The following is a 26,256-nucleotide window of genomic DNA, read 5'->3' on the forward strand; positions in this document are numbered from 1 at the left end:
ATTTTGTTATTTTAATAGTACAAATTTCGAAAACTCAAGCCACTTAAGTTTGTATAATTATGGATATGATTTGTACAATTTTATAATAGATCTATTTCTTTACGTTTATTTTCTTTTAATTTATTGAAATAGGTGGGACTAAAACCTGTAACTTTTTTAAATTGATGACTTAAGTGCGAAACACTACTGTAATTTAATGAATAGGCTATTTCAGATAATGATAATTCATCATAAAATAGTAATTCTTTTACTTTTTCGATTTTTAAATTGATAAAATATTTTTCAATACTAATTCCTTCAATTTGAGAAAATAAGTTGCTTAACTTACTGTAATCTTGATGTAGTTTTTCTTTCAGATAGTTGGAAAGATTATCCTTTGTGTTGTTGTTTTTATTTTGAATTAAATCAATGAGACTACTTTTAATTTTTTCTATTATTTTGCTATTTGTATCGTTCAAAATTTCGAACCCAAGTGCTTCAAGATGTTTAGATATACCTATTTTATCATTTTGAGATATTTCGTTTTGAAAGGTTACTTCACCTAACTCAACGGATAGATAGTTAAGCCCAAGTTTTTCTAACTCAGACTTAACTACTAAAATACATCGCTTACATACCATATTTTTGATGTGTAACTTGATCATAGACTTATTCTTTCTCTACAACCACTAAATCCATTCCACATTTTGGACATTCTCCCGCTTTGTCATAGGTTTTATCACCCTCACATTTCATAGGGCAATAATACATTGCAGCTGTTTCTTCCATTTTAGAATGGTCGTGGCCTTCATGTGAATCCATTTGCATTTCTTCGTTATGCATAGTATCATCATGGTGTTCATGTTCTTTTTTCTCTTTACAAGAAACTGTTACGCTTAATAAAGCTATTGCTAAAATTCCAATTACTTTTTTCATGATTTTAAAATTTATTTGTTATTAATTGTTTCTTTTACTTCTCCACATTTTAACATGGAAGCTCCAAAATATGGGTTAACTACTTTATTCTCTTTACTTAACCAATTTGAACCTTTGTCACTATTAGCCATAGGACAAAACTGAACATAAGAACTTCCATTTAAAGGATTAAAAGCCTTTGTCATTGCTATCATTACGTTTGATATTGGTTCAAATGATATTCTTAATTCTTTAATGCTTTTTATATGTGTAGCATGAAGTGTTTGCTTTTTCAGCTCTGTTTGATAATTCATCCATACTTTATGAGATTCACCTTTAAATACGCTCATGTTTATTTTACCAAAAGACTTTTCAAATTCTAATAGGGCTTTTTTAGCAGTATTAAAATCATCTTTTGTTAAGGCATCTTTAAATTCAAAATAATCTTTATATAATGGTTGTAAACTCTTTTTTGCTTCAGCACTAATCGTTGTTTTTTCTGTTTTTAATACTACTTTTTTATCCTCACTCATAGGCATAGAAGAATCTCCATGATTATGACCTGTGCTTACTCTGCCACCTTCCAAATTCATCATGCTTGGTTTTCCTGCTAATTGTGCAGCAGCATCCACATTAAAAGTACCATTTGCAACAATTTCTTCACCAACTTCTAAACCTTTTTCAATTATATAATCATTCCCCAAAAGTGGTCCTAATGTAACTTCGCGTAATTTGAAAGTTATTCCTTTATCTGTTTCATTTTTAATGTACACAATAGAGCGTTTTCCTGTCCACATCACTGCCGATTTAGGAACACTTAATGTTGATTTATTGCTTGTAATTTTAGTTTTTAAAGTACCTGTAGTAAACATTTCAGGTTTGAATTTTAATCCAGAATTAGCTACTTCAACTCTTGCTTTTGCAATTCGAGTCATTGGGTTTATAAATGGGTCAATAAATGCAATAGTTCCTGAAAATGTTTCTCCTGGAAAAGATGCCACTGTATAATTTATTTTATCTCCTTTTTTAACCCAACTCATATCCGATTCGTAAATTTCAAAAAGTACCCAAACGGTTGATAAATCTGCAACATCATAGAGGGTTTGTCCTTTTTGCAGATAATCTCCTAGTTCTACATTTTTTTTAATGATATAGCCTGAAACATCCGCATAAACAGGAAACTTATCTTGTGTTTTACCTGAAGAAATAATACTGTTAATAGTAGCATCTGAAACTTTCCAGTTTTTTAATTTCATTTTTACCGATTCGAATAATTGAGGCTGAAGGTCTTTTACACTATAGGCTTCAATAAGTTCTTGTTGTGCACTCGCTAATTCCGGAGAATAAACATAAGCAACCACTTGTCCTTTTTTAACATATTCGCCTACAAAAGAGACTTGAATTTTTTCAATACGACCTGGAATATGTGATGATTGACTATAAACTGTTTTCTCATTCACTTCAATTTTTCCATTCAATGAAATTTCTTTTACGCCATCTGTATTTCCTACTCTGTAAGTAGAGATTCCTGCAATAATCATCGCTGATTCAGACATACTAATTGCTTCGGGATCAATATCATCATTACCTGATTCTAAAGGAATTAAATCCATACCACATATAGGACAATCACCAGGTTCTGGTTGTCTAATTTGTGGATGCATGGAACACGTCCAAACTTCTGCTTTTGATTTGGCTTCTGTTTTATTATCTTCTTCTTTCGTGCTTTCACCAAAGAATAGAGCACCTAATAATAGCCCAACTAATAAAGTTACAGCTAATAATATTTTTGTTTTTTTATCTAAGTTCATAATTAAAATTGTTTTGCTGTTAAATAATCCAATTCAGCTAATTTTATATAAAAAGTACTAGTACTCGACAACTGCATTTTTTGATACTTTAAAAACTCTTGTTGCATGCGTAATACTTCTTCAAAATCTTTATTCGCATTACTGTAATAAGCGAATAGTAGATTCAAACTTTTAGAAAGTGTTAGTACTTGACCTTCATATAATTTTAATAAATCTCTTTCCTTTTCTAATTCAAAAACAAGTTTATAGTACGTGCCGTTTAATTTGTTTTCATACGCTTCTTTTTGAAAAGCATAACTTTCTTGCATTAGTTTTGCTTCTTTCGTTGCAGCATTGTATTTTTTTCTAAAAATTGGTAAACTTACCGAAACCATTGGCATGATAATATCTTTACCAGAATCAGGAAAGTTATTCATTCCTTTCCCTACCAAAACATAATCTAAACCAAGACCTAATTTAGGTAAACCTTGTTTTCTAGCTACTTCTGAAGCTACTTCTGAAGCTTGTTTTTTTAATTCAAGCTCTTGTAGAATTGGGTTAGTGGTTATAGAATCTTTGCGGTATTCTATTGGTAATTCAATTACTTCTATTTCTTGAGCCACTACAATTTTTTCATCGTACTTTCTATTTAGAATACTATTCAACCAAGATGTTAATGCAGATTCTTTTTTAGTTAAAATTTCTAAATTAGTTTGTGCATCTTTAATCATTATATCTACACGTAAGACATCTACTAAACTTCCTTTACCGTTTTCAAATTTTGCATTGGCAATATTTTTATATGATTCAAGAATTTTGATGTTTTCTTGTTCAATTTCTTTTAGTTTTATCAACTCATACAATGGATAATAAGCAGTAGCAACTTGAGAATACAGTAAATTTTTAGCATTTAAAAAGGCTTGATATTTACTTTCAGCCATTAAGGTTGTAGCATTTTTTTGGGCTTTTAAAGTGCCAAACCAAGGAAACATTTGCGTTAGTGAAAATCGCATATTTTGAGGGCCAAGTCTTGTTTCTACGGGTGAAATAAAATAACCCATGGAAAGATTTGGATCTGGTAAAGAACTTACTTGTGGTATTTTTTGCATGGCTGCTTCAAACTCCTTATACTTTGCTTTTAATTCTGGATTATTTTCTGCAGCAATAATATAATAGTCGTTTATAGATTGACCTTCAACATTATATGCAAAAAATAGAATGAATATGATTAGTATTTTACGCATTTCTTTTTTCTTTATTTTTAATTACTGTTTCTCTCCAAAACGCTTGTAATACAGGTACTACAAACATGGTCATAATTTGAATGGTCATACCGCCAAAAGTTGGAATAGCCATTGGAATCATAATATCTGAACCTTTTCCTGTTGAGGTTAAAACAGGAAGTAAAGCAATAATTGTTGTTGCAGCTGTCATTACTGCAGGACGAACTCTCATTTTACCTGCTTCAACAACTGCTTCTCTAACTTCATTTACCGTTTGTGGATTTTTTTCTTCAAAGACTTGATGAATATAAGTTCCCATTATCACACCATCATCTGTTGCTATTCCAAACAAAGCAATAAAACCTACCCAAACTGCAACACTTAAATTAATGGAATGCATTTGGAATAAATCTCGCATGTTTACATCTGCAATTGTAAAATTCATAAACCAATCTTGTCCATAAAGCCATAACATGATAAATCCACCTGCAAAAGCAACAAAAACTCCAGAGAAATGGATGGACGATGCAATAACCGTTTTGAATTGAAAATAGAGTAATAAAAAGATAACAACCAAACAAATTGGAATTACAATAGAAAGCCTTTTCATAGCTCTAATTTGATTTTCATAACTTCCTGAAAACTTATAATTAACTCCTTGTGGTACTATTAATTCTCCCGAATCAATTTTAGTTTGAATAGCTTTTTGTGCATCATTCACTACATCGACTTCTGCATATCCATCATTTTTATCGAAAAGTACAAATCCAACCAAAAAAGTATCTTCACTTTTAATCGCTTGAGGTCCTTTTTTGTATTCAAACTGTACCAATTGCCCTAATGGAATTTGTGCTCCAGTTGGAGTTGCAACTAATATTTTACTCAGAGCTTCGGGGCTATCTCTCAATTCTCTAGGATAACGAACTCGAATAGGGTAACGTTCCCGACCTTCAACCGTTGAAGAAATTTTCATTCCACCAATTGCTGTTTCTATTGTTTGTTGGATATCTTCTACATTTAGACCAAAACGTGCAATTTTTTCTCTGTCAATGTTCAAATGTAAATAAGGTTTTCCAACAATTCTATCCGCAAAAACTGCTTCACGTTTTACGGAAGGCACTTCTTTAATAATGGCTTCCAATTCTAAACCGAATTCTTCAATTGTTTTTAAATCGGGACCAAAAACTTTTATTCCCATAGGTGCTCTCATACCGGTTTGGAGCATTACCAAACGTGTTTCTATAGGTTGTAATTTAGGAGCTGATGTAACACCAGGTATCTTTGATGCTTTTACAATTTCATTCCAAATATCATCTGGTGATTGAATTATATCTCGCCAATTTCTATAGAAAGTACCATCATCATCTGGAATAAGGTTTTTAATCGAAATAGCCTGTTTTAAAGCCTCATCATGTGAAAGACTATCACCAGATTTTGTAATAAAACGTCCTTTATTGTCTGTCTTAAATCGCATTCGATGCCCATCAGGATCTAAAATGAATTCTGGTTTATAATTGATAATATTTTCATACATAGAAATAGGAGCAGGGTCTAAAGCACTTTCTACACGTCCTAATTTACCAACAGCCATATCGACTTCGGGAATATGATTCAAAATCATATCTAATTGACCCACTACTTTTCTGTTTTGTTCTACACCTGCATGAGGCATTGATGTAGGCATTAATAAATAACTACCTTCGTTAAGCGTTGGCATAAACTCGGAACCAATGCCTGGAAAAGTATGAGATGGAACTGACCATGCTTTAGTTTCTCTAATATTCCAACCTAATTTATCAAATCCTTTAGCTACAAAACCAAACGTACTTTCAAAACCTATCCATACCAACAAACCGAATAGTAATGTTATCATTGGTAATAACATGAATTTGCCCTTATTTTCTAAACACCAACGCAGTACTTTTTCGTAGGAACTTACAATATATAGGAGTGCACCTATTATTATTCCTAACAAAACAATTACAAATAGATAATTACCTATAATACTTATTTGCGGGCCTAATGGCATCCATTCTTCCGTAAGGAAAAAAGAAACAATAAATAATACTATTGCTAAATTAAAATGTTTTGTATAGGTTTGGAATTTTTGAGGAATTCTGTGATTGAACAAGTCATACATACCCATAAAAGTTAATCCCAATGGAATCCAAATTTTGAAATAAATACTTAATAAAATACCTCCTGAAATAAATACATATGACCAGAAACGTTTTACCCTTTTTTTATCATAATCTATCCCAAATAAATAATTAGCTAAAGAGGGAAGCACTACAATTCCAAGTACAAAAGCTCCTAATAGAGCAAAGGTTTTAGTAAATGCTAATGGTCTAAACAATTTACCCTCGGCAGATTCCATTGCAAAAACAGGAATAAAACTAACCACCGTAGTTGCTAAAGCAGTTGTAATAGCAGAAACAACTTCAGTAGTTGCTTCATAAATTACTTGCATAAGTTTTGCCCCTTTTGCCCCTTCATTATGTGGCATTTCGAGATGTCTAATAATATTTTCGACAAAGACGACTCCAACATCTACCATTACTCCAATAGCAATAGCAATACCGGATAATGCAACAACATTTGCATCTACACCAGCATAACGCATGACAATAAAAGTCATTAAAACACCAACGGGTAATAAACTGGAAATTATTAAAGAGGCTCTTAAATTAAAAACTAAAAGCAAAACAACAATAATACTAATTAGAACTTCATGAGAAAGTGCTGTTTCTAACGTTCCTATTGTTTCATGAATTAAATCTGTTCGATCATAAAAAGGAACAATTGTTAATTGACTTACAACACCATTAGCTAATGTTTTTTTAGGTAAACCAGATGCAATTTCACTGATTTTAGATTTTACACCATTAATTACTTCTAATGGATTAGAGCCATATCGTGCAATGACAACACCACCAACCACTTCAGCACCACCTTTATCTAAAATTCCTCTTCTAGTTGAGGGTCCTAATGCAACTACACCTATATCTTTTATTCTTATTGGAACATTATCTTTAACTGCAACAACAGCCAATTCAATGTCTTCTACTTTTTTCACATAACCAAGACCTCTAACTAAATATTCGGCCTGGTTAATTTCAATAGTTTTTGCACCAACATCTTTATTTGATTTTTGTACCGCAGTCATTACTTGCATCAAACTAATATTGTAAGCTTTTAATGCATCAGGATTAACGTCTATTTGGTACTCTTTTACAAAACCTCCGATAGATGCTACTTCTGAAACTCCTTGCACAGCATTTAAACCGTACTTAATATAGAAATCTTGTGCTGTTCTAATTTCTTGTAAATCCCATCCACCTGTTGGATTTCCATCTTTATCTCTTCCTTCAACTGTGTACCAATACACTTGCCCTAATGCTGTTGCATCTGGTCCAAGTGATGGTTTTACATTTTCAGGTAATAAACTATTAGGTAATGAATTTAATTTTTCAAGTATTCTGGATCTAGACCAGTAGAATTCAATATCATCATCGAAGATTATATAAATACTTGAAAAACCAAAAATAGAATTACTTCTAATGGATTTTACACCTGGAATACCTAATAAATAAGTAGTCAAAGGATAAGAGATTTGGTCTTCAATATCCTGTGGTGATCTACCTTGCCATTGTGTAAAAACAATTTGTTGATTTTCACCAATATCTGGAATAGCATCAACCGCAACTGAATCAGAAGGAAGGAAAGGTATTTTCCAGTTAAACGGAGCTGTAGCAATACCCCATAAAATTAGCACCATTAGAATAAGTACAGTTACTAATCTATTTTCTAGGAAATATTTTATTATTTTATTTAACATCTGAATATAATATTTACAACCAACAAAAAATATTTATCAAGGTTTTTGATGAATATTTGTTGAATATTCCTCTAAAGTAGAAAATACTTTAGAGGAATAGGTTAATTACAATTTATTAAAGTACAATTACTCGCGGTCATACTGACAACATCCCGGAAGGTTGTCGTAATCTTCATCTTTTGCTTTAACAAGCTCTGAATCATATCCAACTAAAGCTATACGCTTTGCTATTTCTTCTTTATTTGTTTTAGATTCATCATAAGTTACTGTTGCTATTTTAGTTTCTTTGTTCCATACTACTGTAGCAATATCTTTGATGTTTCCTGCTTTTTCTATCGTTTTTTTACACATTCCACAATTCCCTGAAACTTTAATTTCCTCTGTTTTTGTGTTTTTTGTTTGTGCATTTATAGTGGTAGATAACAATACTGTGATTGCTATCATTATTTTTACTAATGATTTTTTCATTTTATATGATTTTAGTATTCAAAAAGAATTTTTTTTTGAATGATTTTTTGAAATAAATTTAAATTGAATAGCAGCTATAATAAATTAAATAAGCATGTTAAACATGATAATTTAAGATTCAAAAGTCTGTTATAAAAAAATAGCAAATGCTATAAATTTGACATAAGTATGGCTGTCAAATTTTAAATTTAGCTTATTTTAGGTATAAGCCATATAGAAGGAAAGCCATCTGAAAGTAAATTTTCAGAATGGTAAAATTTTGATTTACTTGTAGAAAAATCAAAATTATTATTTGTAAATTCTATTTCATTATAAATAAATAAACTAAAACCAACAGAAGAGACAGTAGTACAGTTTGAGTGTCCGCAACTTCCATTACATCCTTCATCATCCATGCTGTTGTCACAACAGCTTTTTTCTTTTGTATTAGAAGTAGAAACTTCTTTTTCACAAGATTGTTGATTGTCACTACCACATGCAAAAGAGCTGTTAGGAATAAAAAATATACCTAAAAGCAATATTGTTATAATGTATGACTTTTTCATTTATTGTTATAATAACGCATCAAAGTTAATCAAAATAAATTAATTTTTATAAAGAAAATGTTAATAATACAATCAAAACTTCATTCTTTGTATTCTAACAGCGTTTAATATTGCTAATAAAGCAACTCCAACATCTGCAAAAACGGCTTCCCACATAGTTGCTAAACCACCAGCACCTAGAATTAGAACTATCGCTTTTACTGTAAAAGCTAAAGTGATATTTTGCCAAACAATTTTCTTGGTTTGTTTTCCAATGTTTATTGCTATTGGAATTTTTGAAGGTTTATCGTCTTGAATTACTACATCAGCCGTTTCAATTGTTGCATCACTACCTAAACCTCCCATTGCTATACCCACATTGCTTAAAGCGACTACTGGTGCATCATTAACACCATCACCTACAAAAGCTACTGTTTGGTTTTTAGCTATAATTTCTTTGACTTTATTTACTTTATCTTCTGGTAATAAATCACCAAACGCATTTGTAATTCCTAATTTTTGAGCCACAAATTGTACCACGTTATTTTTATCTCCACTTAACATAGTAGTTTTGATTCCTAATACTTTTAGTTTATCGATAGTTCGCTGTGCATCTTCTTTTATACTATCTGCAATGGTTAAGTAACCGACAAATTTATTATCATACGCCACTGCAATCAGTGTATACACAATACTTGATGGATCAATATCATATTTAATAGAAAACTTATCCATTAATTTAAAGTTTCCCACTAAAAGTTCTTTACCATTTGCACTAGCTTTTAAACCGTGTCCAGCTATTTCTTTAACTTCCTTAAGACTGATTTTACTATCTATTTCTCCAACAAAATCATGAATAGCTGTAGCTACTGGATGTGTACTTTGGCTTTCAATAGCGTTTACTAATTGAAGTATTTCTTTTTGGTCAAATTCCGATTTAAAAACTACTTCTTGTACTTTAAAAACACCTTCTGTCATGGTTCCTGTTTTGTCCATCACTACGTTTTGAATAGAAGCCATTACGTCTAAAAAATTACTTCCTTTGAAAAGGATTCCGTTTTTAGAAGCTGCTCCAATTCCACCAAAATATCCTAATGGAATACTAATAACTAATGCACAAGGACATGAAATTACCAAGAAAATTAAAGCTCTATACAACCAATCGTTAAAAACATAATTTTCTACAAAAAGCATTGGCACTAAACATATTCCAATGGCTAAAAACACCACAATAGGTGTGTAGATTTTAGCAAATTTTCTAATGAATAATTCGGTTGGAGCTTTTTTAGATGTTGCTTCTTGCACCATTTCCAGAATTTTTGATAATTTACTATCTGTATAAGCTGTTGTTACTTTAACTTGAGAAACCGAATTCAAATTAATCATTCCTGCTAAAACTGTTTCTCCTTTTAGTTTTGAATCTGGTTTACTTTCTCCCGTAAGAGCTGCTGTATTGAAGGAAGCTTTATCTGATACTAATTCTCCATCTAAACCTAATTTTTCTCCAGCTTTAAGTTGGATTATATCTCCGATTTTAGCCGTTGATGCTTTAATGGTTTTAGCTACATTATTCTCTATAATAGTAACTTCGTCAGGTCTTTGATCTAATAATGATTTTATATTTCTTTTGGCTCTTTGTACTGCCAATGATTGAAAAATTTCTCCAATGGCATAAAATAGCATTACCGCTACACCTTCAGGATATTCACCAATAGCAAAAGCCCCTATAGTAGCAATAGACATTAGTAAAAATTCAGAGAATACATCACTTTTACGAATACTTTGTATGGCTTCTTTTATAACTGGGAGTCCGACTGGTATATAGGCTGCAACATACCAAACTATTCTAACCCAACCTGTAAACCAAGATTGGGTAAAATAATTATCAAAACCAATGGCCAACAATAATAAGCCGAAACTTATTATTGCTGGTAAAAATAATTGGAAGGTAGATTTTTCTTTAGAAGCATGGTCATGATCATGTCCATCATCTTCTGCATGTTCCTCTTCTGCTTTATTGATTTTTTCTTCAATTCTACAGCATTCTGCATCGTCTACTATTTTTTGTGATTTTTTATCTGTCATAATAATCTATGTGTTTACGTTTAGTATTTTTTGAATGTCTTCAGGAATTTCCATTGCTCTTAATGGTGGAACATTTGCACCACCAGTATTTCCGACAGGAATGTGACCCACAAATGATTTTACACCACCTACTAGTAATCTTGGTATTTGACCCACTATTTCTTTAGTGTTTTTTATTTTAATTCCAAATTGTAACATTTTCCAATGAACAAATGTATGTTCATACGGATATTTTTGTCCGATTATGTGTGCTCTTTCTAAATGAAACCAAGACTTTTGTAAATTGTTTTCCTTAAAATTATTCTTTGCTAATTCTAGTTCAGCATTATAAAAAGGTTTCAATTTTGAAGGCATATTAGTATTTACTTTCATCTTTATTTTTTGTTATAAATTATTAATGAACGTGTTCTCCACCACCTTTTGAAGCTGCTAATAAATAGAATGCTCCTTTGACTACAATTTTTGCATTTGCTGGAATTTCATCTACTAATTTAACTTCAGTATATCCTAAATCGGTTGTTCCAGGAACTACTTCAATTGCTTTAAAGTGTACTTCGTCGTGTTCTTTTTCGGTAGCTTCTTCGTCATGATTATGTGCTTCTCCTTCTTTATGAACGTGTGCTTCTTTTTTTGCTTTTGGAGTTTCTTCTGTATGTTCTTCTTGCATATAAATATAATATTTATCTCCGTTTCTTACAATTGCGTCTTTAGGCAATGCTTGTACCGTTTGATTCGTAATATTAATATTAGCTGCAACATACATTCCAGAAATTAAATCTTTTGTATCACTTTCATTGATCTTGGCATGTACTGCAACCGATTTACTTTCGTTTGAAAAGGATTTGTTAATACCAAATATTTTTCCTTTAATGACTTTATTCGATTGATTGGTTAGTACGAAATCAACTTCTTGACCAATAGAAATTTTACTCATGTCTTTTTCAAAAACGTTCAAATCGAGGTGCATTTGTTTGTTGTCAATTACTTCAAAAAGAGTAATTCCTGTGTCTGCAAAAGCTCCTTTTGTAATATCTATTTTACCCACATAACCACTTATAGGAGCAATGATAGGAATGATAGAAGAGTTTCCTGATAGACTTACATTTAATGCTTGTAATTTGTTTTTGGCTGCTTGTGCTCTTGCTCTTTCAGTTGCCAATTTAGCTTTTACTTCTTGGAATACTTTGCGAGGATTTACATCTTCTTCACTCAAAGTTTTTTGACGATTGTATTCTAATTGTAAATATTCAATATTTGCTACAGCAGAATTGTAATCTTCTTGCATTTCAGCAACTTCAAGGTTTTGAAGTGTAGCCAAAGTTTTTCCTTTTGTTACATAAGTACCTTCTAATACAAAGATGTCTTTTACAACTCCACCAATTAAGGTTGAAACATCTGCTCGGTTTTGAGGTGGAACAGTTGTGTAACCATTGGCTTTGATGATTGTATTGAGGTTTTTCATTTCAATACTACCCATTTCAATGCCTACGGTTTCGAATTGAGCTGTTGTTAATGCTACTTCTGTTTCCGATTTTTCTTCTTCATGTTCTTCTTCTGTTTTCTTTTCTCCACATGAGTTTAGAATCAAGAGGAAAGAAGAAAGAAGAAATATTTTAAAAATTGAACCTATTTTATAATTTGGTTTTAAAGATATATTGATCATTATCGTGAGTATTAATTGTTATTGAAAGATGGAAATTGCATTTGAATAGCACTTTGATTGTAAGCGTTTACTGCTTCGATATTTTGCTTTTTAATATCAATGGCTTGATTTAAGAAACTGATGTAAGACCAGTAACTCATATCGCCATTGGCATAACTTTTTTGAGCAGTAGTGATTATCTGTTCTGCATATTTTAACCCTTCTTTTTCAAAATATTGAATTGCTTTTTCTTGTTTAGAAAATTGGTTTACTAATTGTTCTTTTTGCAGTTTTAAAGTTAATTTTGTTTTATCAAATTCTAATTGCGATTGCGACATACTTATTTCAGAAGCTTTAGCACGAGCTGTATTTGCACCGCTAAACAAAGGAATTTGCAAACCAACAGTAAATCCTTGAAAATAAGATTCTTTGTTTAATGTTTGACCAAAGTAACCCAAGCCTAATTTTGGTGCTCTAGATTTCTTAAAAGCATTTGATTCTTTTTCAAAAACCGTTGCTTGTTGGGTATAATAATCACTTACTAATGTTTCTACCTTATTTTCATTTAAAGCAGCTGCATGTATATATTTTAAAGGAGTTGTACTCTCTGGAAGTATATCTTCATTTGTCTGTATAAAATACTGTAACTGTTTTTGGTAGATTACTAAATCAAGAAGCATTTGTTCTTTTAAGGTTTCTATTTCCTTTACTTTAGCTTTTGCACTAATTACTTCTATGTTTCCGCTCTCACCAGTTTTAAATCGAAGTTCTGCATTTTTAAGAAATTTTGAATACACATCATACAATTCGTCATTTAGCTTTTGGATTGAAATACCATATAAATATTGATAGTAAGCAATAGTTACCGCTTTTTCAATTTCATATTCAGATAAAGCCTTTCGTTTTTCAGCCAATTTTGCTAATTCTTCCTGAAGCTGTCTGTTTGCTTTTGTATTTCCACCAATTGGAAAATATTGCTGAATACTTACATTATTATCATAATCTACACTATTGTATTGTCCACCCATGTATTCAATTTGCAAAGGATCTGCTTGAAAAGCTGTTTTCTTAAGAACTGTTTGTTTTTCAATTTCCTTATCGGCAATTTTTAAATCCATATTATTGGTTTTAGCCATTGTAATAGCTTGTTCTAAAGTTATGGGTTTGCTGTTTTGAGCAAATGAAAACGTACTAATAAATAATACGATTAGGGTCATGATTGAATTTGACATTTTTTTTCTTTTTTTAAAACCTTTCTCAACTAATAAATAAAGAATAGGTAGAACGATTAAGGTTAGTAAGGTTGCAGAAAATAAGCCACCGATAACAACGGTTGCTAATGGTTTTTGCACTTCCGCACCACCACTTGTTGATAAAGCCATTGGTAAAAACCCTAAAGAAGCAACAGCAGCTGTCATTAATACTGGTCTAAGTCTGGTTTTTGTTCCGATTAAAACTCTTTGTAATGGGTCTGTTATTCCTTCTGATTTTAATTGGTTGAAATAGGAGATTAGTACTATTCCATTAAGCACTGCAATACCGAATAAAGCAATAAAACCAATACCAGCTGATATGCTAAATGGCATTCCTCTCATCCATAGAGCAAAAACACCACCAATTGCTGATAATGGAATAGCTGTAAAAATTAATAAGGCTTGTTTCATGCTATGGAATGTGAAGAATAACAATACCATGATTAATGCTAATGCAATTGGTAAGGCTACAGAAAGTCGTTTGTTAGCTTCTACTAAATTTTCAAATTGACCACCATAAGTGATGTAATATCCTGCTGGAAGTTTATAATTGTTTTCTAATTTTTGTTGAATTTCTTCGACTACACTTTTTACATCACGACCACGAACATTTAAACCCACAGTTATTCTACGTTTTCCATTTTCACGAGATACTTGAACAGGGCCTTGTTCGTATTCCACAGAAGCTACTTGATACAGTGGAACTTGTTGGCCGCTTGGTAATGGTATAAATAGGTTAGAAACATCTGAAATATCAGTACGGTTTTCGGCATTCATTCTAACTACAACATCAAAACGTTTGCTTTCTTCGTAAATTTTCCCTGCACTTTCACCTGCAAAAGAGGCTCTGACTATCTTATTTACGTCTGTTATATTTAGTCCATATAAAGCTATTTTATCATAATCATATTTTATTGTAATTTGTGGTAAACCTGTTACTTTATCGGCTTTTAAATCACCCACACCTTCAATTTTATTGACTTTTGAAATTAATTCTTTAGCTTTTACATCTAATATTTCCAAATCATCCCCAAAAATCTTTATAGCAATATCACTTCTACTACCCGTCATTAATTCGTTAAAACGCATTTGTATGGGTTGGGAAACTTCAATATTAGCACCAGGAATAACTTCCATTTCTTCTTTCATTAGATTGGCTAAATCTTCCCAATTATCAGCAGAAGTCCATTCTGATTTATCTTTTAAAACAATAATTAAATCACCACTTTCAATAGGCATTGGATCTGTTGGTATTTCACCACTACCAATTTTTGTAACAATAGTTTTAATTTCTGGAAATTTTGCTTTTAGAATTTTTTCGTATTTAGTAGTTGTTTCAATCATCTGCGTTAATGAACTTCCTGTCATTATCGTTGCATTAATAGCTAAATCTCCTTCTTCGATTGTAGGTATAAATTCACCTCCCATATTTTGGAAAACTACTAATGCCATTACAAATAATCCGACAGCAATTCCTAAAACTACTTTTTTGATTTGTAATGCTTTGTCTAAAAATGGAGTGTATATTTTTTCAAACCATGCCATCATTTTATCGCTAAAGTTTTCTTTATGCTCGGTGTTTTTAGATAAGAACATTGCACTCATCATAGGTACATAAGTTAAAGAAAGTACGAAAGCTCCAATTACTGCAAATCCTACCGTCATTGCCATTGGCTTGAACATTTTACCTTCGGTTCCAACTAATGCTAATATTGGCAAATACACAATTAAAATTATTATTTCTCCAAATGCTGCACTATTACGAATTTTGGAAGCAGATTTATATACTTCGCTATCCATTTCTAATTGGGTTAAGTTCTTTTGTCTCTTGAGTTTTTGTAAATGATGCATTGTGGCTTCCACAATAATTACTGCACCATCGACAATAATTCCAAAATCGATAGCACCTAAACTCATTAAGTTTCCACTAACACCAAAATGATTCATCAAAATAACTGCAAATAGCATTGACAACGGAATTACCGAAGCTACGATTAGTCCTGCACGAAGATTTCCTAAAAATAAAATCAATACAAAAATTACGATTAATGCACCTTCTAATAAATTTTTAGTAACTGTTCCAATGGCACTATCTACTAATTTCCCACGGTCGATAAAAGCTTCTGCAACGACTCCTTCAGGAAGTGTTTTGTTGATTTGAGCCATTTTTTCTTTCACTCGTTCTACAACTGCTTTAGAATTTTCTCCTTTTAGCATTAATGCCATTCCACAAACAATTTCACCTTTACCATCTTTTGTAGCTGCTCCATATCGCATAGCATATCCTTCATTAACTGAAGCTACATCACGAATTAAAACAGGTGCACCGTTTCTGTTTTTTACAACAACATTTTCTAAATCCTTACTTCCGGTTGCCATACCTACACCACGAATAAAGTAGGTCATTTGATCTTTTTCTATATATGCACCCCCAGTATTTTGGTTGTTTTTTTCTAAAGCTTCAAAAATTTCAGTTATGGTTACATCTAAACTCTTTAAAGTATTTGGTTTAACAGCTATTTCAAACTGTTTTAATTTACCACCCCAAGTAGCAACTTCTGCAACACCTTCAATCCCTTGTAATTGTGGAATGATAATCCAATCTTGGATAGTTCTTAATTTGATTGCATCGTATTTATCTTCATATCCTTTTTTAGCATATACATCGTATTGAAATATTTCTCCTAAACCAGTTGAAATGGGAGCCATTTCTGGAGAACCTGCATAAGCTGGGATATTTTCTTTGGCTTGACTTATTCGTTGAAAAATTTGATTTCTTGCCCAATAAATATCTACATCATCTTTAAAAACAACAGTAACAACAGAAAGTCCAAAACGAGAAATACTTCGCAGTTCTATAACTTTTGGAATTGTTTTTAAAGATTGCTCTAATGGATAAGTAATGAGTTGCTCAATTTCTTGACTGGCTAAAGTAGGTGCATTTGTAATAATTTGCACTTGATTATTAGTAACATCTGGTAATGCGTCAAGTGGTAATTGTTTTATTGAATAGCTTCCCCAAGCTATTAACACAAGTGTAAATAGTAGTATAATGAATTTGTTCTTTATACTGAATTGTATGATTTTGTCTAACATTGAAAATATTATAATGAATTAGAAATTAGCAAATTAAAAATTTGCCATAATTTGTGGTAAAAACACAAGTTTCTAACCCGAAACTACTCGGGCTTCATTATACTATTTGAGGTGGTTGCCAAATACTCCCAAAGAAATTGGAATACAAATTAGATTTGTAAATGGAGTTTAGCGTTTGAATTTCTACTGTTGGAGTATGAAAATTAAAAACTATTGCAGGAACATAAGATAAAACACTTTGTCCGCAACAATTACAAACACAAAAAGGAGAACAAGCGTCATTTTCCTTATCGTGTGAATGATTTTCGTGGTTTGTGTCTATTTTACTAGAAGTGTGCGTAAAACTAGTTGCTTCCACATCTGCACAAGGCAAACATGAAAGTACTACTAAATACAGTGATAATATGTAGTTTAAAAATTTCACAGCTGTAAAAGTAGTAAAATTAATTTTTAATTTTTACTTTTTTTTATGCTTCTTTACTATTCAACTTAAAACTAGAACTAAATTTATCTTTCAAAGTTTTCATATCCTCACTTACTTTTCTATCCAACACTTTTGCGTAATGTTGTGTTGTTCTCAAATTTTTATGTCCAAGCATTTTACTTACGCTTTCAATTGGTACACCATTTGTAAGCGTTACAGTTGTCGCAAAAGTATGACGGGCAATGTGAAAAGTTAATTCTTTTTCAATCTCACAAACAGTTGCTATTTCTTTTAAATAGGCATTCATTTTTTGATTAGATAAAATAGGAAGTAATTTTTCTTGATTGTTACTTTGTGGATGATTCTGGTATTTATCAATAATCATTTGTGTAACTGGTAAGATTGGAATTTTAGAAGCACTTTCTGTTTTTTGTCTATGTGTAAATATCCATCTCTCACCATCAATTCCAAAGCTTATATGCGATTTTGTTAAGTTTTTGACATCTATGTAAGCCAAACCAGTAAAGCAGCTAAAAAGGAATATATCGCGAACTAATGAAAGTCTTTCTGTTTTAAATTCCTTTTCAATTATAGCTTGAACTTCATCTTCGGTTAAATATACTCGTTCGACTTCTTTAACTTTTGATTTATAATTTGCAAATGGATTTTTATCAATCCAATCATTGGCCAAACATATTTTGATAATTTTATTGAAGTTCTTGATGTATTTTACAGCTGTGTTATTCGCACAATTTCTAACACTTCTTAACCAGAATTCATAATCGGTTATAAAAGCGTGATCAATCTTGGTTATATCAATATCAGAAATATTATATTTCCATTGCATGAACTCAATGGTATGTTTCAAAGAAGTGGTGTAACGCTCTAATGTTCCAGGTGCATATTCTTTACCAACTAATTCTTTGATTTTGTTGTTGTGGTCTTGGAAAATAGGAACTAACATTCGTTTAGTCTCAGCTAATCCAAACAATTCATTTTTAAGATTTTCAGTACTAACAGGAATATCTTTTTTAAATAGTCTTTTTTCAGCTTCTAACACTTGATTTTTTAAATAATCAAGATGACTATTGATTGTTCTAGCTTCTTCATTTGAACCCTTAACTTTAGTACCTTCTGATGACCATTTTTCTGGACTGATATACTTATTGGTACTAAACTCAAAACGTTTTGCATTGATAGTAACTCTTGCATAGATTGGGCAAACTCCTAAACTGTTGACTTTTGCTCTTTTAATGTAAAAGAGAATTGATACGGATGTGTTCATTGGTGGTGACCTTAAAGTTATTATTAAATTTATTATTTTTAATAAATACAAACAAGATGTTCAATTTTTGAATATGTTGTTGAACTGCTTGTAGTAGCAGTGTTTTTCATTGAGAGGAGTCACTTAATTTTTTATATTTTAGTGACACCTCGAAAGACACCTAAACTTTGAGATTTAATGAATAATTTGATATAACCCAAAAAGAAAAAACCCACTAAATTGTTGAATTTAGTGGGTTTTGTTACCATTTGCTTTTCAGCTCGCGGAGAAAGAGGGATTTGTATTCCATTTCTAACCGATTGATATTATTAGCTTTAATAATTTTAAAAATCCTAGGGTCTCGCTTTTGCATCTACAAATGACGTGCAAATTTTTCGAAATCTTATAGTACAAATGTATGAAAACTAAAGGATTAATCACAATAAAACCTTTACAAATTGTACAATAAATGAACTAGTTATTGAACTTAATTAGTAGTATTTAGAAGTTTAATAATTAATACTTTCTTTAAGAACCTCATCCAATAATTAAAGGTTGAACTTGTTCAATCTTTAAGCTTGTATATTGGCAGAACTCTTCAACTGATACAAACTCATTTTCAAGCTTATTTAGGTCGTTTCGCATTTTTTGCAACATTCTAGCACTCTGTCTATAACTTTTGCCTGTAATGAGTTGTATGTCCTTTGGGTAGATACAAATCCTCTTATTTTCAAATTTCATACACTATCTATGCCTTTGACTAGGCTTTGAATTACTTAAAACTAGTCGGTTAATTAATTTAAACAGTGTAAAATTAAGTAATATTTGAACTGGTTCAGAAACGATAGTTGAACTTGTCTCAGTGTATTTTATGTCAATTATGGACAAATGTGTCATGTAGTGACACATTGTTTTGACGGTGTTGTTTATAGTTTAAATTTTGTTTTAAAATCAATCTAAAAGTGTTGCAACGTGATGATGATTGAATGAGTTTTTAACTGATTTATTAATGAAATTTTTAATGTTATGGCTAGACAGAAAGGCATAATTAAATTAAAAGGTACTATCGGAGATATTACTTTTTACAAAACCCAAGACGGACATTTAGCTCGTGAGAAAGGTGGAATTGATGCTAGTAGAATTGCTAGCGATCCTGCGTTTCAAAGAACGCGTGAGAATGGTTCGGAGTTTGGAAGAGCTGGAAAAGCTGGTAAGCTTTTAAGAACGGCTCTTAGACCGTTACTTTTAAATTCTGCTGATGGTAGAATGGTGAGTAGACTTACTCAAAGAATGGTGAAAGTTATTCAAGCGGATTTAGTGAGTGAGAGAGGTTTGAGAAATGTTATTGATGGAGAAGCTGAATTGTTATTTGGTTTTGAATTCAATATTCGTGGTAAGCTTGGAACTTCTTTATTTGCTCCTTATGTAGCAACTATTGATCGAGCAGCTGGAGAAATTAAAGTGGATTTGGCATCATTTATTCCTGCGAATATGATTGCAGCTCCTAGTGGAACTACTCACTTTAAAATTATTTCTGGAGGTGCAGAAGTTGATTTTGAAACGGAAACTTTTGTAGTTTCTAGTTCTGAAACTGCGATTTTACCTTGGGATAATACAGCTACTGCTGCAATAAACCAAGTGAATGCTGTTACTCCTGCAAGTACAAAACCATTGTTTTTGGCTGTTGGAGTTGAATTTTATCAAGAAATTAATGGACAAATGTATCCTTTGAAAAATGGTGCTTTTAATCCGTTATCACTTGCTAAAGTTGATGGTGGTGTGTAATGGTTATTCATTTAACTAGAACTTATTTCCCTTACGGAACAAACGGAAAACTCGAATGTGAAGGTAAATTTATTTGTTATACGATTGAATTACCTTGGAAGAATAATGAAAAGAGAGTTTCCTGCATTCCGGTAGGGAAATATTTTATTAGAAAGCGATATAGTCAAAAATTCAAATGGCATTTAGAAGTTTTAGATGTAGAAAATAGAAGTTTTATTTTATTTCATCCTGCTAATAATGCATTAAGAGAATTGAATGGTTGTATTGCTCCGGTGACAAAACTTTCTGGTCCAGGATTAGGACTAATGTCACGAAAAGCATTTGAAAAGCTAAAAACGTTAGTTTATCAAGCTTTGGACAATAAAGAAAGTGTTGAATTGATTGTTGAATAGATTCCCATTTTCATGGGAATGAAAAAATATAAATTATGAAAAAAATTGTAAATAGAGCTACAGCTCCTACTCCAAAGTTTTTTAAAGTGCTTCGAAATGTTGGTTTGGTTTTGGCAGCTGTTGGTGGAACGATTTTAGCTGCTCCAATTGCCTTGCCAGTATTAGTTACAACTATTGGAGGTTATATGGCAGTTGCTGGAGGAGTTTTGACAGCAACTAGTCAGCTTACTACAACTGATGACAGCGAATAACCATACTTTAATGGGAACTGCTGGAGGCACATTTTTAAGTATAGTACCCAATATAAATTCTGATGATATTGCAAAAACTATTATATTAGCTACTGTTGGAGCAATTGTCAGTTTTACAATTTCGTTACTGCTTAAAAGCCTACAAAAGAAGCACAAAAAATAAGTTTAACTCTTGTTGTGGTGACCTTTGGGTTAAACAAAATGAAAGCCAAGTCGAAAGACCTGGCTTTTTTTATCTATTACAATATCGATATAAAATGACTTTACGCATATCGTTGATAAGATTTAGATTTTCATGGAAACGTTTTTCAGATTGTTCTAAAAGCTTTAAAGTTTGAACGTTTTTAAGGTGTTCTTCGTGGTCTTTTATCTCTTGATTTACTTTGTTTGGAAATTCTTTTCTAACATCGTGTAAGCGTAAAAAAGGAATTACAGAACCACAAAGAAACTGATGCCAGAATTTTGTTTTCCAAAGTGCATAAGCTGTTAAATTGATGTTGTCAAAATCTTCTTTATTCTCGAAAATGATAACAAAACTATTTGTGAATGGCTCATTTGAAGGCTTTCCACTGTTTAATCCTTTGTTTAAAATGAATAGGTGTGGATTTTTGTAAATCGTTCCTTTAGTGTAGGTTTTAATGACAAATTTTAGCATAACATCGGCTTTTAAAAATTGATTAGATTTTCAATTTTCTACGGTGTTTCTTATGAAATGCAGGTTTGCCTCGCTATGCTCCGCACACATAAATTTTTCAAAAGAAAAAAAGAAAAAAAAGAAAGCCGTATTTTCAAGTGGAAGGTTTCAAAAAAGCAAGTTTTTCGGATAAAATACTACCTGATAAGGTGGAGATTTTATCCGAAACCTGAAAGGCTTGAACTTGCTTTTTTGAATACCTGGAACTTATCTTTGCTTCCTTTTTTTTATTTATTTTTTTTGAATTTCCAATCAATTATTGTTTTGAAATCGGATGTTGTTTTGGATACGTTCTATCTACCGAGGTTGTGTTTTGGAATGTGGGAAGTTGTTTAAAGGGTATTGAATTATAAAACAGGATAAATAACCATAGGCAAATTAATATGAATACTTTTATCCTGTTTTAAAATTTAATACTCTTTTGTGGATTTGATTTTTGAGGATGCCTTTAGGTCAGTTGGCAGTAGCAGTGTTCAGTTAGCAGAAAAGTATCTTATGGAAATGGGAAGCATCTTCAAAAAACAATGCATTATCATACCTAGTGCGATGAGGCAGTAGCGTAGGCAAGTGTGTGATTTTTTATTTGCTTATGGGGTTGTTGTGATTGCTTTTATGTTGGATAGATGCCTGATATGCGATTGAGAACATATGCTTCAATAACTTTAAATGTACCTAGTATCGTTATGGCATCTGTCCAACGTGAAAGCAATGGAGTTCGTGGTTTCTGGCAAATGAAAAATCATACTCTTGCTGACTCTTTTTGTATTTGTGGGTGCCAGAAAATAATTAGCAAAGTAGAGTTATGAATTATGAATTGGGTTGTTTTGGAAATGTAGCACGCACAAAAACAATGAAAATACTACCTATGTCTGCGGTTAGTTTATAAAACAATACTACTAGTCATGCGATATAAAAATTATCTAACTACTAAAAATATGCAACGGATTATTGAAAGTGGTTTGTGAAGGACGGTGTTTTTTGTAGCTGGGTGATGCGATGGGAGCTGCAAAAAATGTTGTCCTGGAACAAACCACACGAGCGGTGGGTGTGCGGCTTTTTTACATAATGTTATTATAGTGCATCCTTTGGTTTCATTAGATGCAGGATATTTGTTTATGCACTATAATGCCACATTATGTAACTAAGCTTGGGAGAAAAAATTACTGGCATGAGTTGCGAAGCGTACGTGTTTTTGTTTTGAGCGTTGGGCAAGCTCTTTGACTGATGGCTTATTGGATTTTTCTTTTTAAACAAAACGTTTTAGCCAACAGACAAAGTGCTTGATGTGCGTTGGGACAAAAACCATGACAGTAATTTTTTTAGGAGCGTTGGCAAAGGAGTGGCAATTGGAAAGAGATTTTAATTCATTTATTTTAACCTTTTCTACCCACCTTTTCTACCCACTTATGGTAATTTAAAATGAATAACCCAGTATCCACCTTTAGCACCTTTCATTCTTTCTAGTATGCCTAAATCTTTTAAGAAAAGCAAGTTTTTGTCAATAGCAGAAAGGCTTAACCCAATATTATCTGATAGCTCACGAATGGTGATTTTACTGTTTTTATGAATATTTTTTAGAATATCAACTCTATTTTCCGTTAGGTTTTCTACCCACTTTTCTACCCACTTTTCGAAGTCGAAAGGTCTTCTTAATGTAACCGTAAACATTCCATCAATACTAAATTCAGGAGGAGTTAATCCTTCATCATTCATTACATCACGAATACGAGTAATACCTGAACCTATTTGTTCTACTAAACGCATTCTTTCGAATAAGCCAAAAATTAGTGGATTTCTACTAGCACTTCTTTTACCAAATTCATTTCTTGGAACAGCACTTATTAAACCACCAGGATTTGATATTTCTACACGATCATCGAAAACTTCGATTGTTATTCTAGCTCCTTTATCGTAATAATCTCGGTGTGCTAATGAATTTATAATTATTTCTTTAAAAGCTATTTCTGGAATTTCCCATAATTCTTTTCTTGGATTACCACCTTCGCTTTCTATTTCATATCTGACATCCAATTTTGATTTTAACCAAATCATACTTTGCAAGTATTGTTGATATAATGTTCCGGACATTACTTTATCATCAACAATATATCTTTTATCAATACCATCAAAAACTACACAACGAATAACTGCTTTTTCAAAAAACTGTTCGGGATTGTTTCCAAAAAATAAAATAGTACCATTTTTTAAATGGCCATCGTTTGCAATTAGTTTTAAGTTTGTAAATAATTGTTCGTCTGAAGTTGTATTGACTAAACCTGCTTCGAATCTAAATGTTTTGATGTTTTCTTCTGATATGTCTTTTTCTATACTAGCATTTATACAAGAAGCATCATCAAAATAAATTTTACCTGTTTGTTGAAAAAAGTCTCTCATCTCTTCAGGTGTTGTTAATTTCTGTGAATTTGGACCTTGACGAACGTAAATTGCACCTGATAGAACATAAGGTTTGTTTTGACCAGATGGCACTTCGATAACTGCTACATTTAAACCCTCTACGTCAACAATGTAGAATTCACATTTTAGTGATGGAGAGATTTCATTTATAGAATTTTGCAAAGCTGAACGCTTACCATTATCAATAGTTATTCCTTTAATGTTATTTGCATCATCAACACCAATTAACACAACACCACCTGAAGCATTAGCAAAAGCACATACTTCTTCGGTAATTCCTTTTACATTACTTGGAATACTAACTTTGAATTCGGCATTATAGCCTTCTCCAGCAGCTGCTATTGATTTTATTTCGGTTGGGCTTAACATGTCTTTTTAATTAAAATTGAATGTCATATCTCTCCTCAAAAAAACTATCTAATTTACTTTTGTTTTGTTCATTAATAATATATGTTTTTTCTTCATCTGAAAAATCATAAACTCCAAAATTCTTAATATAATTTCTACTCAAAGAATAATAATCAGAGCCATAGGGTTTACTTGTGTTTTTTATATAAAACCAAAATATTTTAGAACTCATAAGTTTTTGTAAAAAGAATAAATCATTTTCATTTTCTGTGACAACTGCTAATCCATTATGAAATAATAAATTTTCATCTGTGTTAATTACATAATTTGGTATATCAGGAGTTATGTGAGGAAAAAATAGTTTGAATTTTAATTTTTCTAATGATTGATTTCTTCCATATGCATACCAGTTTTCATAGTTTCCTTCTCCTTTATCTCTCTGAGCTAGTAAGTCTTCTTTTGATTTTAAATAATTATATGAAAAAGGAAATTTCTTTTTAAAGATGTCTTCATCAATTAATTGAACTTTACGATTGATATGCAGATATGGAAATATTAATTTTCTATTAATTTCTTTTACGTTATCAATTTTTGTAAACTTGTTAGGATTAATAATGTTTTTACATATACCCTTTTCAATTGGAAAAACTTCACCATTAAATTTTAGATAATAAAACTCTTTATCTTCATTGACTGGATTAAAAATATAGATATTATTCTTTAATGTTGCTATCCCATTTCTTGTTTTAAATAATTCTCCTAATGGTTTACCTGTTTTTTCTATCTTATTAATTAAAGTAGTTTCTTCTAAATTCCAACCATTTTTGAATTCTAAATCATCATAAATTAATGAATTATATTTATAGCTAATTTTTAAACTATTGGTCTTTATATAATTTAAAAATTCACTTTGATTATTTTCAATTAAACAAATACATGTGTAAGTAGATTTACTTTTAAAAATTTGTTTTGTTCCAAAATCAATTATTTTAAATGTTAGTTTCTTCTTCTGAAAATATTCTCTTAATGCTCTACCATTTACACTTTTGAAAAAAGTATTCATTGTTATATAACCAAGGATACCATCTATTGATAAATTTTCAATACCAATTTGAAAAAATGGAATATATAAATCAGGATGTCCTGTTGAACATACTTCCCATTTAGAAAGATGAACTTTTGTATTGGCAGGAATATTTCTTGAACACACATACGGAGGATTACCGACAATACATTTAAATCCGTTAAAATCATTAATGTTATTAGTCCATTTAAATTCTAGAGCATCACCTGTATAAATATTATAATTAAGTAAAACATTGTCCTCACCATTAAAAATAGCAAGTAATGTCAATACAATTTTTGTTCGATCTGTTGAATATTTCTGTATGTCTAGTCCAAATATATTATCCCTAATAATTTCAAAAAAACTCCTGTTTGTATTTTTATTAATAAATAAAGCAGCTTCATATAAAAAGCTCCCGCATCCACATGATATATCTGCTATTTTAAAATTTTCATCGATGTTTTTATCAAAAAGAGTTTGCTTGATAATATACTCTCTTATTTTTTTTGGAGTATATATTGCACCAGTAATAATTTTATCATCTGGAGAAATAACAAATTCAAATAGTTCAATTAAAGTTTCTAAATCAAACTTTTTTATTTTAACTTTTATAATTTCAATAAATTTATCTAAAGCTTTGTTTTCAACTATATCATTTTCTGTAATTATATATTTTTTAATAAATACGTTATTGTAAATTTCTATTTTATTAAATCTTAAAAATGAAGAAACAATCAACCTATCGACTAGTATAGTATCGGTAGTATAATTATTTTGTAAGTAATTAAATATTTCTTTATTCAT

The 26,256-nt window shown here is 31.1% G+C and carries 19 protein-coding genes and 1 pseudogene; 4 read left to right on the forward strand and 16 right to left on the reverse strand.

What is annotated here, in order from left to right; translation table 11 throughout:
* Positions 1 to 80: 80 nt before the first annotated feature.
* The 13 genes and pseudogenes from OLM55_RS07750 to OLM55_RS07810 form a co-directional block, all read right to left on the reverse strand.
* Positions 81 to 644, reverse strand: coding sequence for a helix-turn-helix domain-containing protein (locus OLM55_RS07750; RefSeq protein ID WP_264558338.1), 564 nt, complete (start codon positions 642 to 644; stop codon positions 81 to 83).
* A gap of 22 nt (positions 645 to 666) precedes the next feature.
* Positions 667 to 747: pseudogene (locus OLM55_RS07755) on the reverse strand (heavy metal-binding domain-containing protein); the annotation flags it as partial.
* Positions 748 to 926: 179 nt separating this feature from the next.
* Positions 927 to 2,705, reverse strand: coding sequence for an efflux RND transporter periplasmic adaptor subunit (locus OLM55_RS07760; RefSeq protein ID WP_264558339.1), 1,779 nt, complete (start codon positions 2,703 to 2,705; stop codon positions 927 to 929).
* A gap of 2 nt (positions 2,706 to 2,707) precedes the next feature.
* Positions 2,708 to 3,928 (reverse strand): TolC family protein, encoded by a 1,221-nt coding sequence (locus OLM55_RS07765; protein ID WP_264558340.1) that lies wholly within the window; start codon positions 3,926 to 3,928, stop codon positions 2,708 to 2,710.
* Complete coding sequence (locus OLM55_RS07770) at positions 3,921 to 7,745, reverse strand: efflux RND transporter permease subunit (protein ID WP_264558341.1); 3,825 nt, start codon at positions 7,743 to 7,745, stop codon at positions 3,921 to 3,923. Before OLM55_RS07770 ends, OLM55_RS07765 begins: the two co-directional genes overlap by 8 nt.
* 126 nt (positions 7,746 to 7,871) lie before the next feature.
* Entirely contained in the window at positions 7,872 to 8,189 is a 318-nt protein-coding gene (locus tag OLM55_RS07775) for a heavy-metal-associated domain-containing protein (RefSeq protein WP_264558342.1), read from the reverse strand.
* 212 nt (positions 8,190 to 8,401) lie between these two features.
* Positions 8,402 to 8,758 (reverse strand): hypothetical protein, encoded by a 357-nt coding sequence (locus OLM55_RS07780; RefSeq protein WP_264558343.1) that lies wholly within the window; start codon positions 8,756 to 8,758, stop codon positions 8,402 to 8,404.
* A gap of 72 nt (positions 8,759 to 8,830) precedes the next feature.
* Complete coding sequence (locus OLM55_RS07785) at positions 8,831 to 10,822, reverse strand: heavy metal translocating P-type ATPase (protein ID WP_264558344.1); 1,992 nt, start codon at positions 10,820 to 10,822, stop codon at positions 8,831 to 8,833.
* 6 nt (positions 10,823 to 10,828) lie between these two features.
* On the reverse strand, positions 10,829 to 11,194 hold the full coding sequence (locus OLM55_RS07790) for a DUF3703 domain-containing protein (protein ID WP_264558345.1): 366 nt from the start codon (positions 11,192 to 11,194) through the stop codon (positions 10,829 to 10,831).
* A gap of 22 nt (positions 11,195 to 11,216) precedes the next feature.
* Positions 11,217 to 12,485 (reverse strand): efflux RND transporter periplasmic adaptor subunit, encoded by a 1,269-nt coding sequence (locus tag OLM55_RS07795; RefSeq protein WP_264558346.1) that lies wholly within the window; start codon positions 12,483 to 12,485, stop codon positions 11,217 to 11,219.
* An 11-nt stretch (positions 12,486 to 12,496) separates the two neighbouring features.
* Entirely contained in the window at positions 12,497 to 16,813 is a 4,317-nt protein-coding gene (locus OLM55_RS07800) for a CusA/CzcA family heavy metal efflux RND transporter (protein WP_264558347.1), read from the reverse strand.
* Positions 16,814 to 16,910: 97 nt separating this feature from the next.
* Complete coding sequence (locus OLM55_RS07805) at positions 16,911 to 17,237, reverse strand: DUF6660 family protein (protein WP_264558348.1); 327 nt, start codon at positions 17,235 to 17,237, stop codon at positions 16,911 to 16,913.
* A gap of 43 nt (positions 17,238 to 17,280) precedes the next feature.
* Entirely contained in the window at positions 17,281 to 18,522 is a 1,242-nt protein-coding gene (locus tag OLM55_RS07810) for a site-specific integrase (RefSeq protein ID WP_264558349.1), read from the reverse strand.
* A gap of 1,005 nt (positions 18,523 to 19,527) precedes the next feature.
* Here OLM55_RS07810 and OLM55_RS07815 point away from each other — a divergent pair.
* The 4 genes from OLM55_RS07815 to OLM55_RS07830 are packed head-to-tail and all read left to right on the forward strand — an operon-like array spanning position 19,528 to position 21,092.
* Entirely contained in the window at positions 19,528 to 20,286 is a 759-nt protein-coding gene (locus OLM55_RS07815) for a hypothetical protein (RefSeq protein WP_264558350.1), read from the forward strand.
* The gene (locus OLM55_RS07820; RefSeq protein ID WP_264558351.1) at positions 20,286 to 20,678 is read left to right on the forward strand and encodes a DUF5675 family protein; all 393 of its coding nucleotides are present in this window, start codon (positions 20,286 to 20,288) and stop codon (positions 20,676 to 20,678) included. Before OLM55_RS07815 ends, OLM55_RS07820 begins: the two co-directional genes overlap by 1 nt.
* 35 nt (positions 20,679 to 20,713) lie before the next feature.
* The gene (locus tag OLM55_RS07825; RefSeq protein WP_264558352.1) at positions 20,714 to 20,929 is read left to right on the forward strand and encodes a hypothetical protein; all 216 of its coding nucleotides are present in this window, start codon (positions 20,714 to 20,716) and stop codon (positions 20,927 to 20,929) included.
* Complete coding sequence (locus OLM55_RS07830; RefSeq protein WP_264558353.1) at positions 20,916 to 21,092, forward strand: hypothetical protein; 177 nt, start codon at positions 20,916 to 20,918, stop codon at positions 21,090 to 21,092. The genes OLM55_RS07825 and OLM55_RS07830 overlap by 14 nt, the downstream gene beginning before the upstream one ends.
* Before the next feature lie 69 nt (positions 21,093 to 21,161).
* Here the strand turns inward: OLM55_RS07830 and OLM55_RS07835 are convergent, their stop codons facing one another.
* From OLM55_RS07835 to OLM55_RS07845, 3 genes are all read right to left on the reverse strand, one after another.
* A complete protein-coding gene (locus tag OLM55_RS07835; protein ID WP_264558354.1) occupies positions 21,162 to 21,584 on the reverse strand; it encodes a DUF6943 family protein in 423 nt (140 codons plus the stop codon).
* Positions 21,585 to 23,027: 1,443 nt separating this feature from the next.
* The gene (locus OLM55_RS07840; protein ID WP_264558355.1) at positions 23,028 to 24,407 is read right to left on the reverse strand and encodes an ATP-binding protein; all 1,380 of its coding nucleotides are present in this window, start codon (positions 24,405 to 24,407) and stop codon (positions 23,028 to 23,030) included.
* 10 nt (positions 24,408 to 24,417) lie between these two features.
* Positions 24,418 to 26,256, reverse strand: coding sequence for an Eco57I restriction-modification methylase domain-containing protein (locus OLM55_RS07845; protein WP_264558356.1), 1,839 nt, complete (start codon positions 26,254 to 26,256; stop codon positions 24,418 to 24,420).

This window comes from Flavobacterium sp. N2270 (genome assembly GCF_025947225.1).
In the GTDB taxonomy this organism is placed as follows: Bacteria; Bacteroidota; Bacteroidia; order Flavobacteriales; family Flavobacteriaceae; genus Flavobacterium.

Bases quoted from the DNA above. Each gene is read 5' to 3' on its own strand.
- OLM55_RS07750 (WP_264558338.1), bottom strand. From the start codon at position 644: ATGATCAAGTTACACATCAAAAATATGGTATGTAAGCGATGTATTTTA.
- OLM55_RS07760 (WP_264558339.1), bottom strand. From the start codon at position 2,705: ATGAACTTAGATAAAAAAACAAAAATATTATTAGCTGTAACTTTATTA.
- OLM55_RS07765 (WP_264558340.1), bottom strand. From the start codon at position 3,928: ATGCGTAAAATACTAATCATATTCATTCTATTTTTTGCATATAATGTT.
- OLM55_RS07770 (WP_264558341.1), bottom strand. From the start codon at position 7,745: ATGTTAAATAAAATAATAAAATATTTCCTAGAAAATAGATTAGTAACT.
- OLM55_RS07775 (WP_264558342.1), bottom strand. From the start codon at position 8,189: ATGATAGCAATCACAGTATTGTTATCTACCACTATAAATGCACAAACA.
- OLM55_RS07780 (WP_264558343.1), bottom strand. From the start codon at position 8,758: ATGAAAAAGTCATACATTATAACAATATTGCTTTTAGGTATATTTTTT.
- OLM55_RS07785 (WP_264558344.1), bottom strand. From the start codon at position 10,822: ATGACAGATAAAAAATCACAAAAAATAGTAGACGATGCAGAATGCTGT.
- OLM55_RS07790 (WP_264558345.1), bottom strand. From the start codon at position 11,194: ATGAAAGTAAATACTAATATGCCTTCAAAATTGAAACCTTTTTATAAT.
- OLM55_RS07795 (WP_264558346.1), bottom strand. From the start codon at position 12,485: ATGATCAATATATCTTTAAAACCAAATTATAAAATAGGTTCAATTTTT.
- OLM55_RS07800 (WP_264558347.1), bottom strand. From the start codon at position 16,813: ATGTTAGACAAAATCATACAATTCAGTATAAAGAACAAATTCATTATA.
- OLM55_RS07810 (WP_264558349.1), bottom strand. From the start codon at position 18,522: ATGAACACATCCGTATCAATTCTCTTTTACATTAAAAGAGCAAAAGTC.
- OLM55_RS07815 (WP_264558350.1), top strand. From the start codon at position 19,528: ATGGCTAGACAGAAAGGCATAATTAAATTAAAAGGTACTATCGGAGAT.
- OLM55_RS07820 (WP_264558351.1), top strand. From the start codon at position 20,286: ATGGTTATTCATTTAACTAGAACTTATTTCCCTTACGGAACAAACGGA.
- OLM55_RS07825 (WP_264558352.1), top strand. From the start codon at position 20,714: ATGAAAAAAATTGTAAATAGAGCTACAGCTCCTACTCCAAAGTTTTTT.
- OLM55_RS07830 (WP_264558353.1), top strand. From the start codon at position 20,916: ATGACAGCGAATAACCATACTTTAATGGGAACTGCTGGAGGCACATTT.
- OLM55_RS07835 (WP_264558354.1), bottom strand. From the start codon at position 21,584: ATGCTAAAATTTGTCATTAAAACCTACACTAAAGGAACGATTTACAAA.
- OLM55_RS07840 (WP_264558355.1), bottom strand. From the start codon at position 24,407: ATGTTAAGCCCAACCGAAATAAAATCAATAGCAGCTGCTGGAGAAGGC.
- OLM55_RS07845 (WP_264558356.1), bottom strand. From the start codon at position 26,256: ATGAATAAAGAAATATTTAATTACTTACAAAATAATTATACTACCGAT.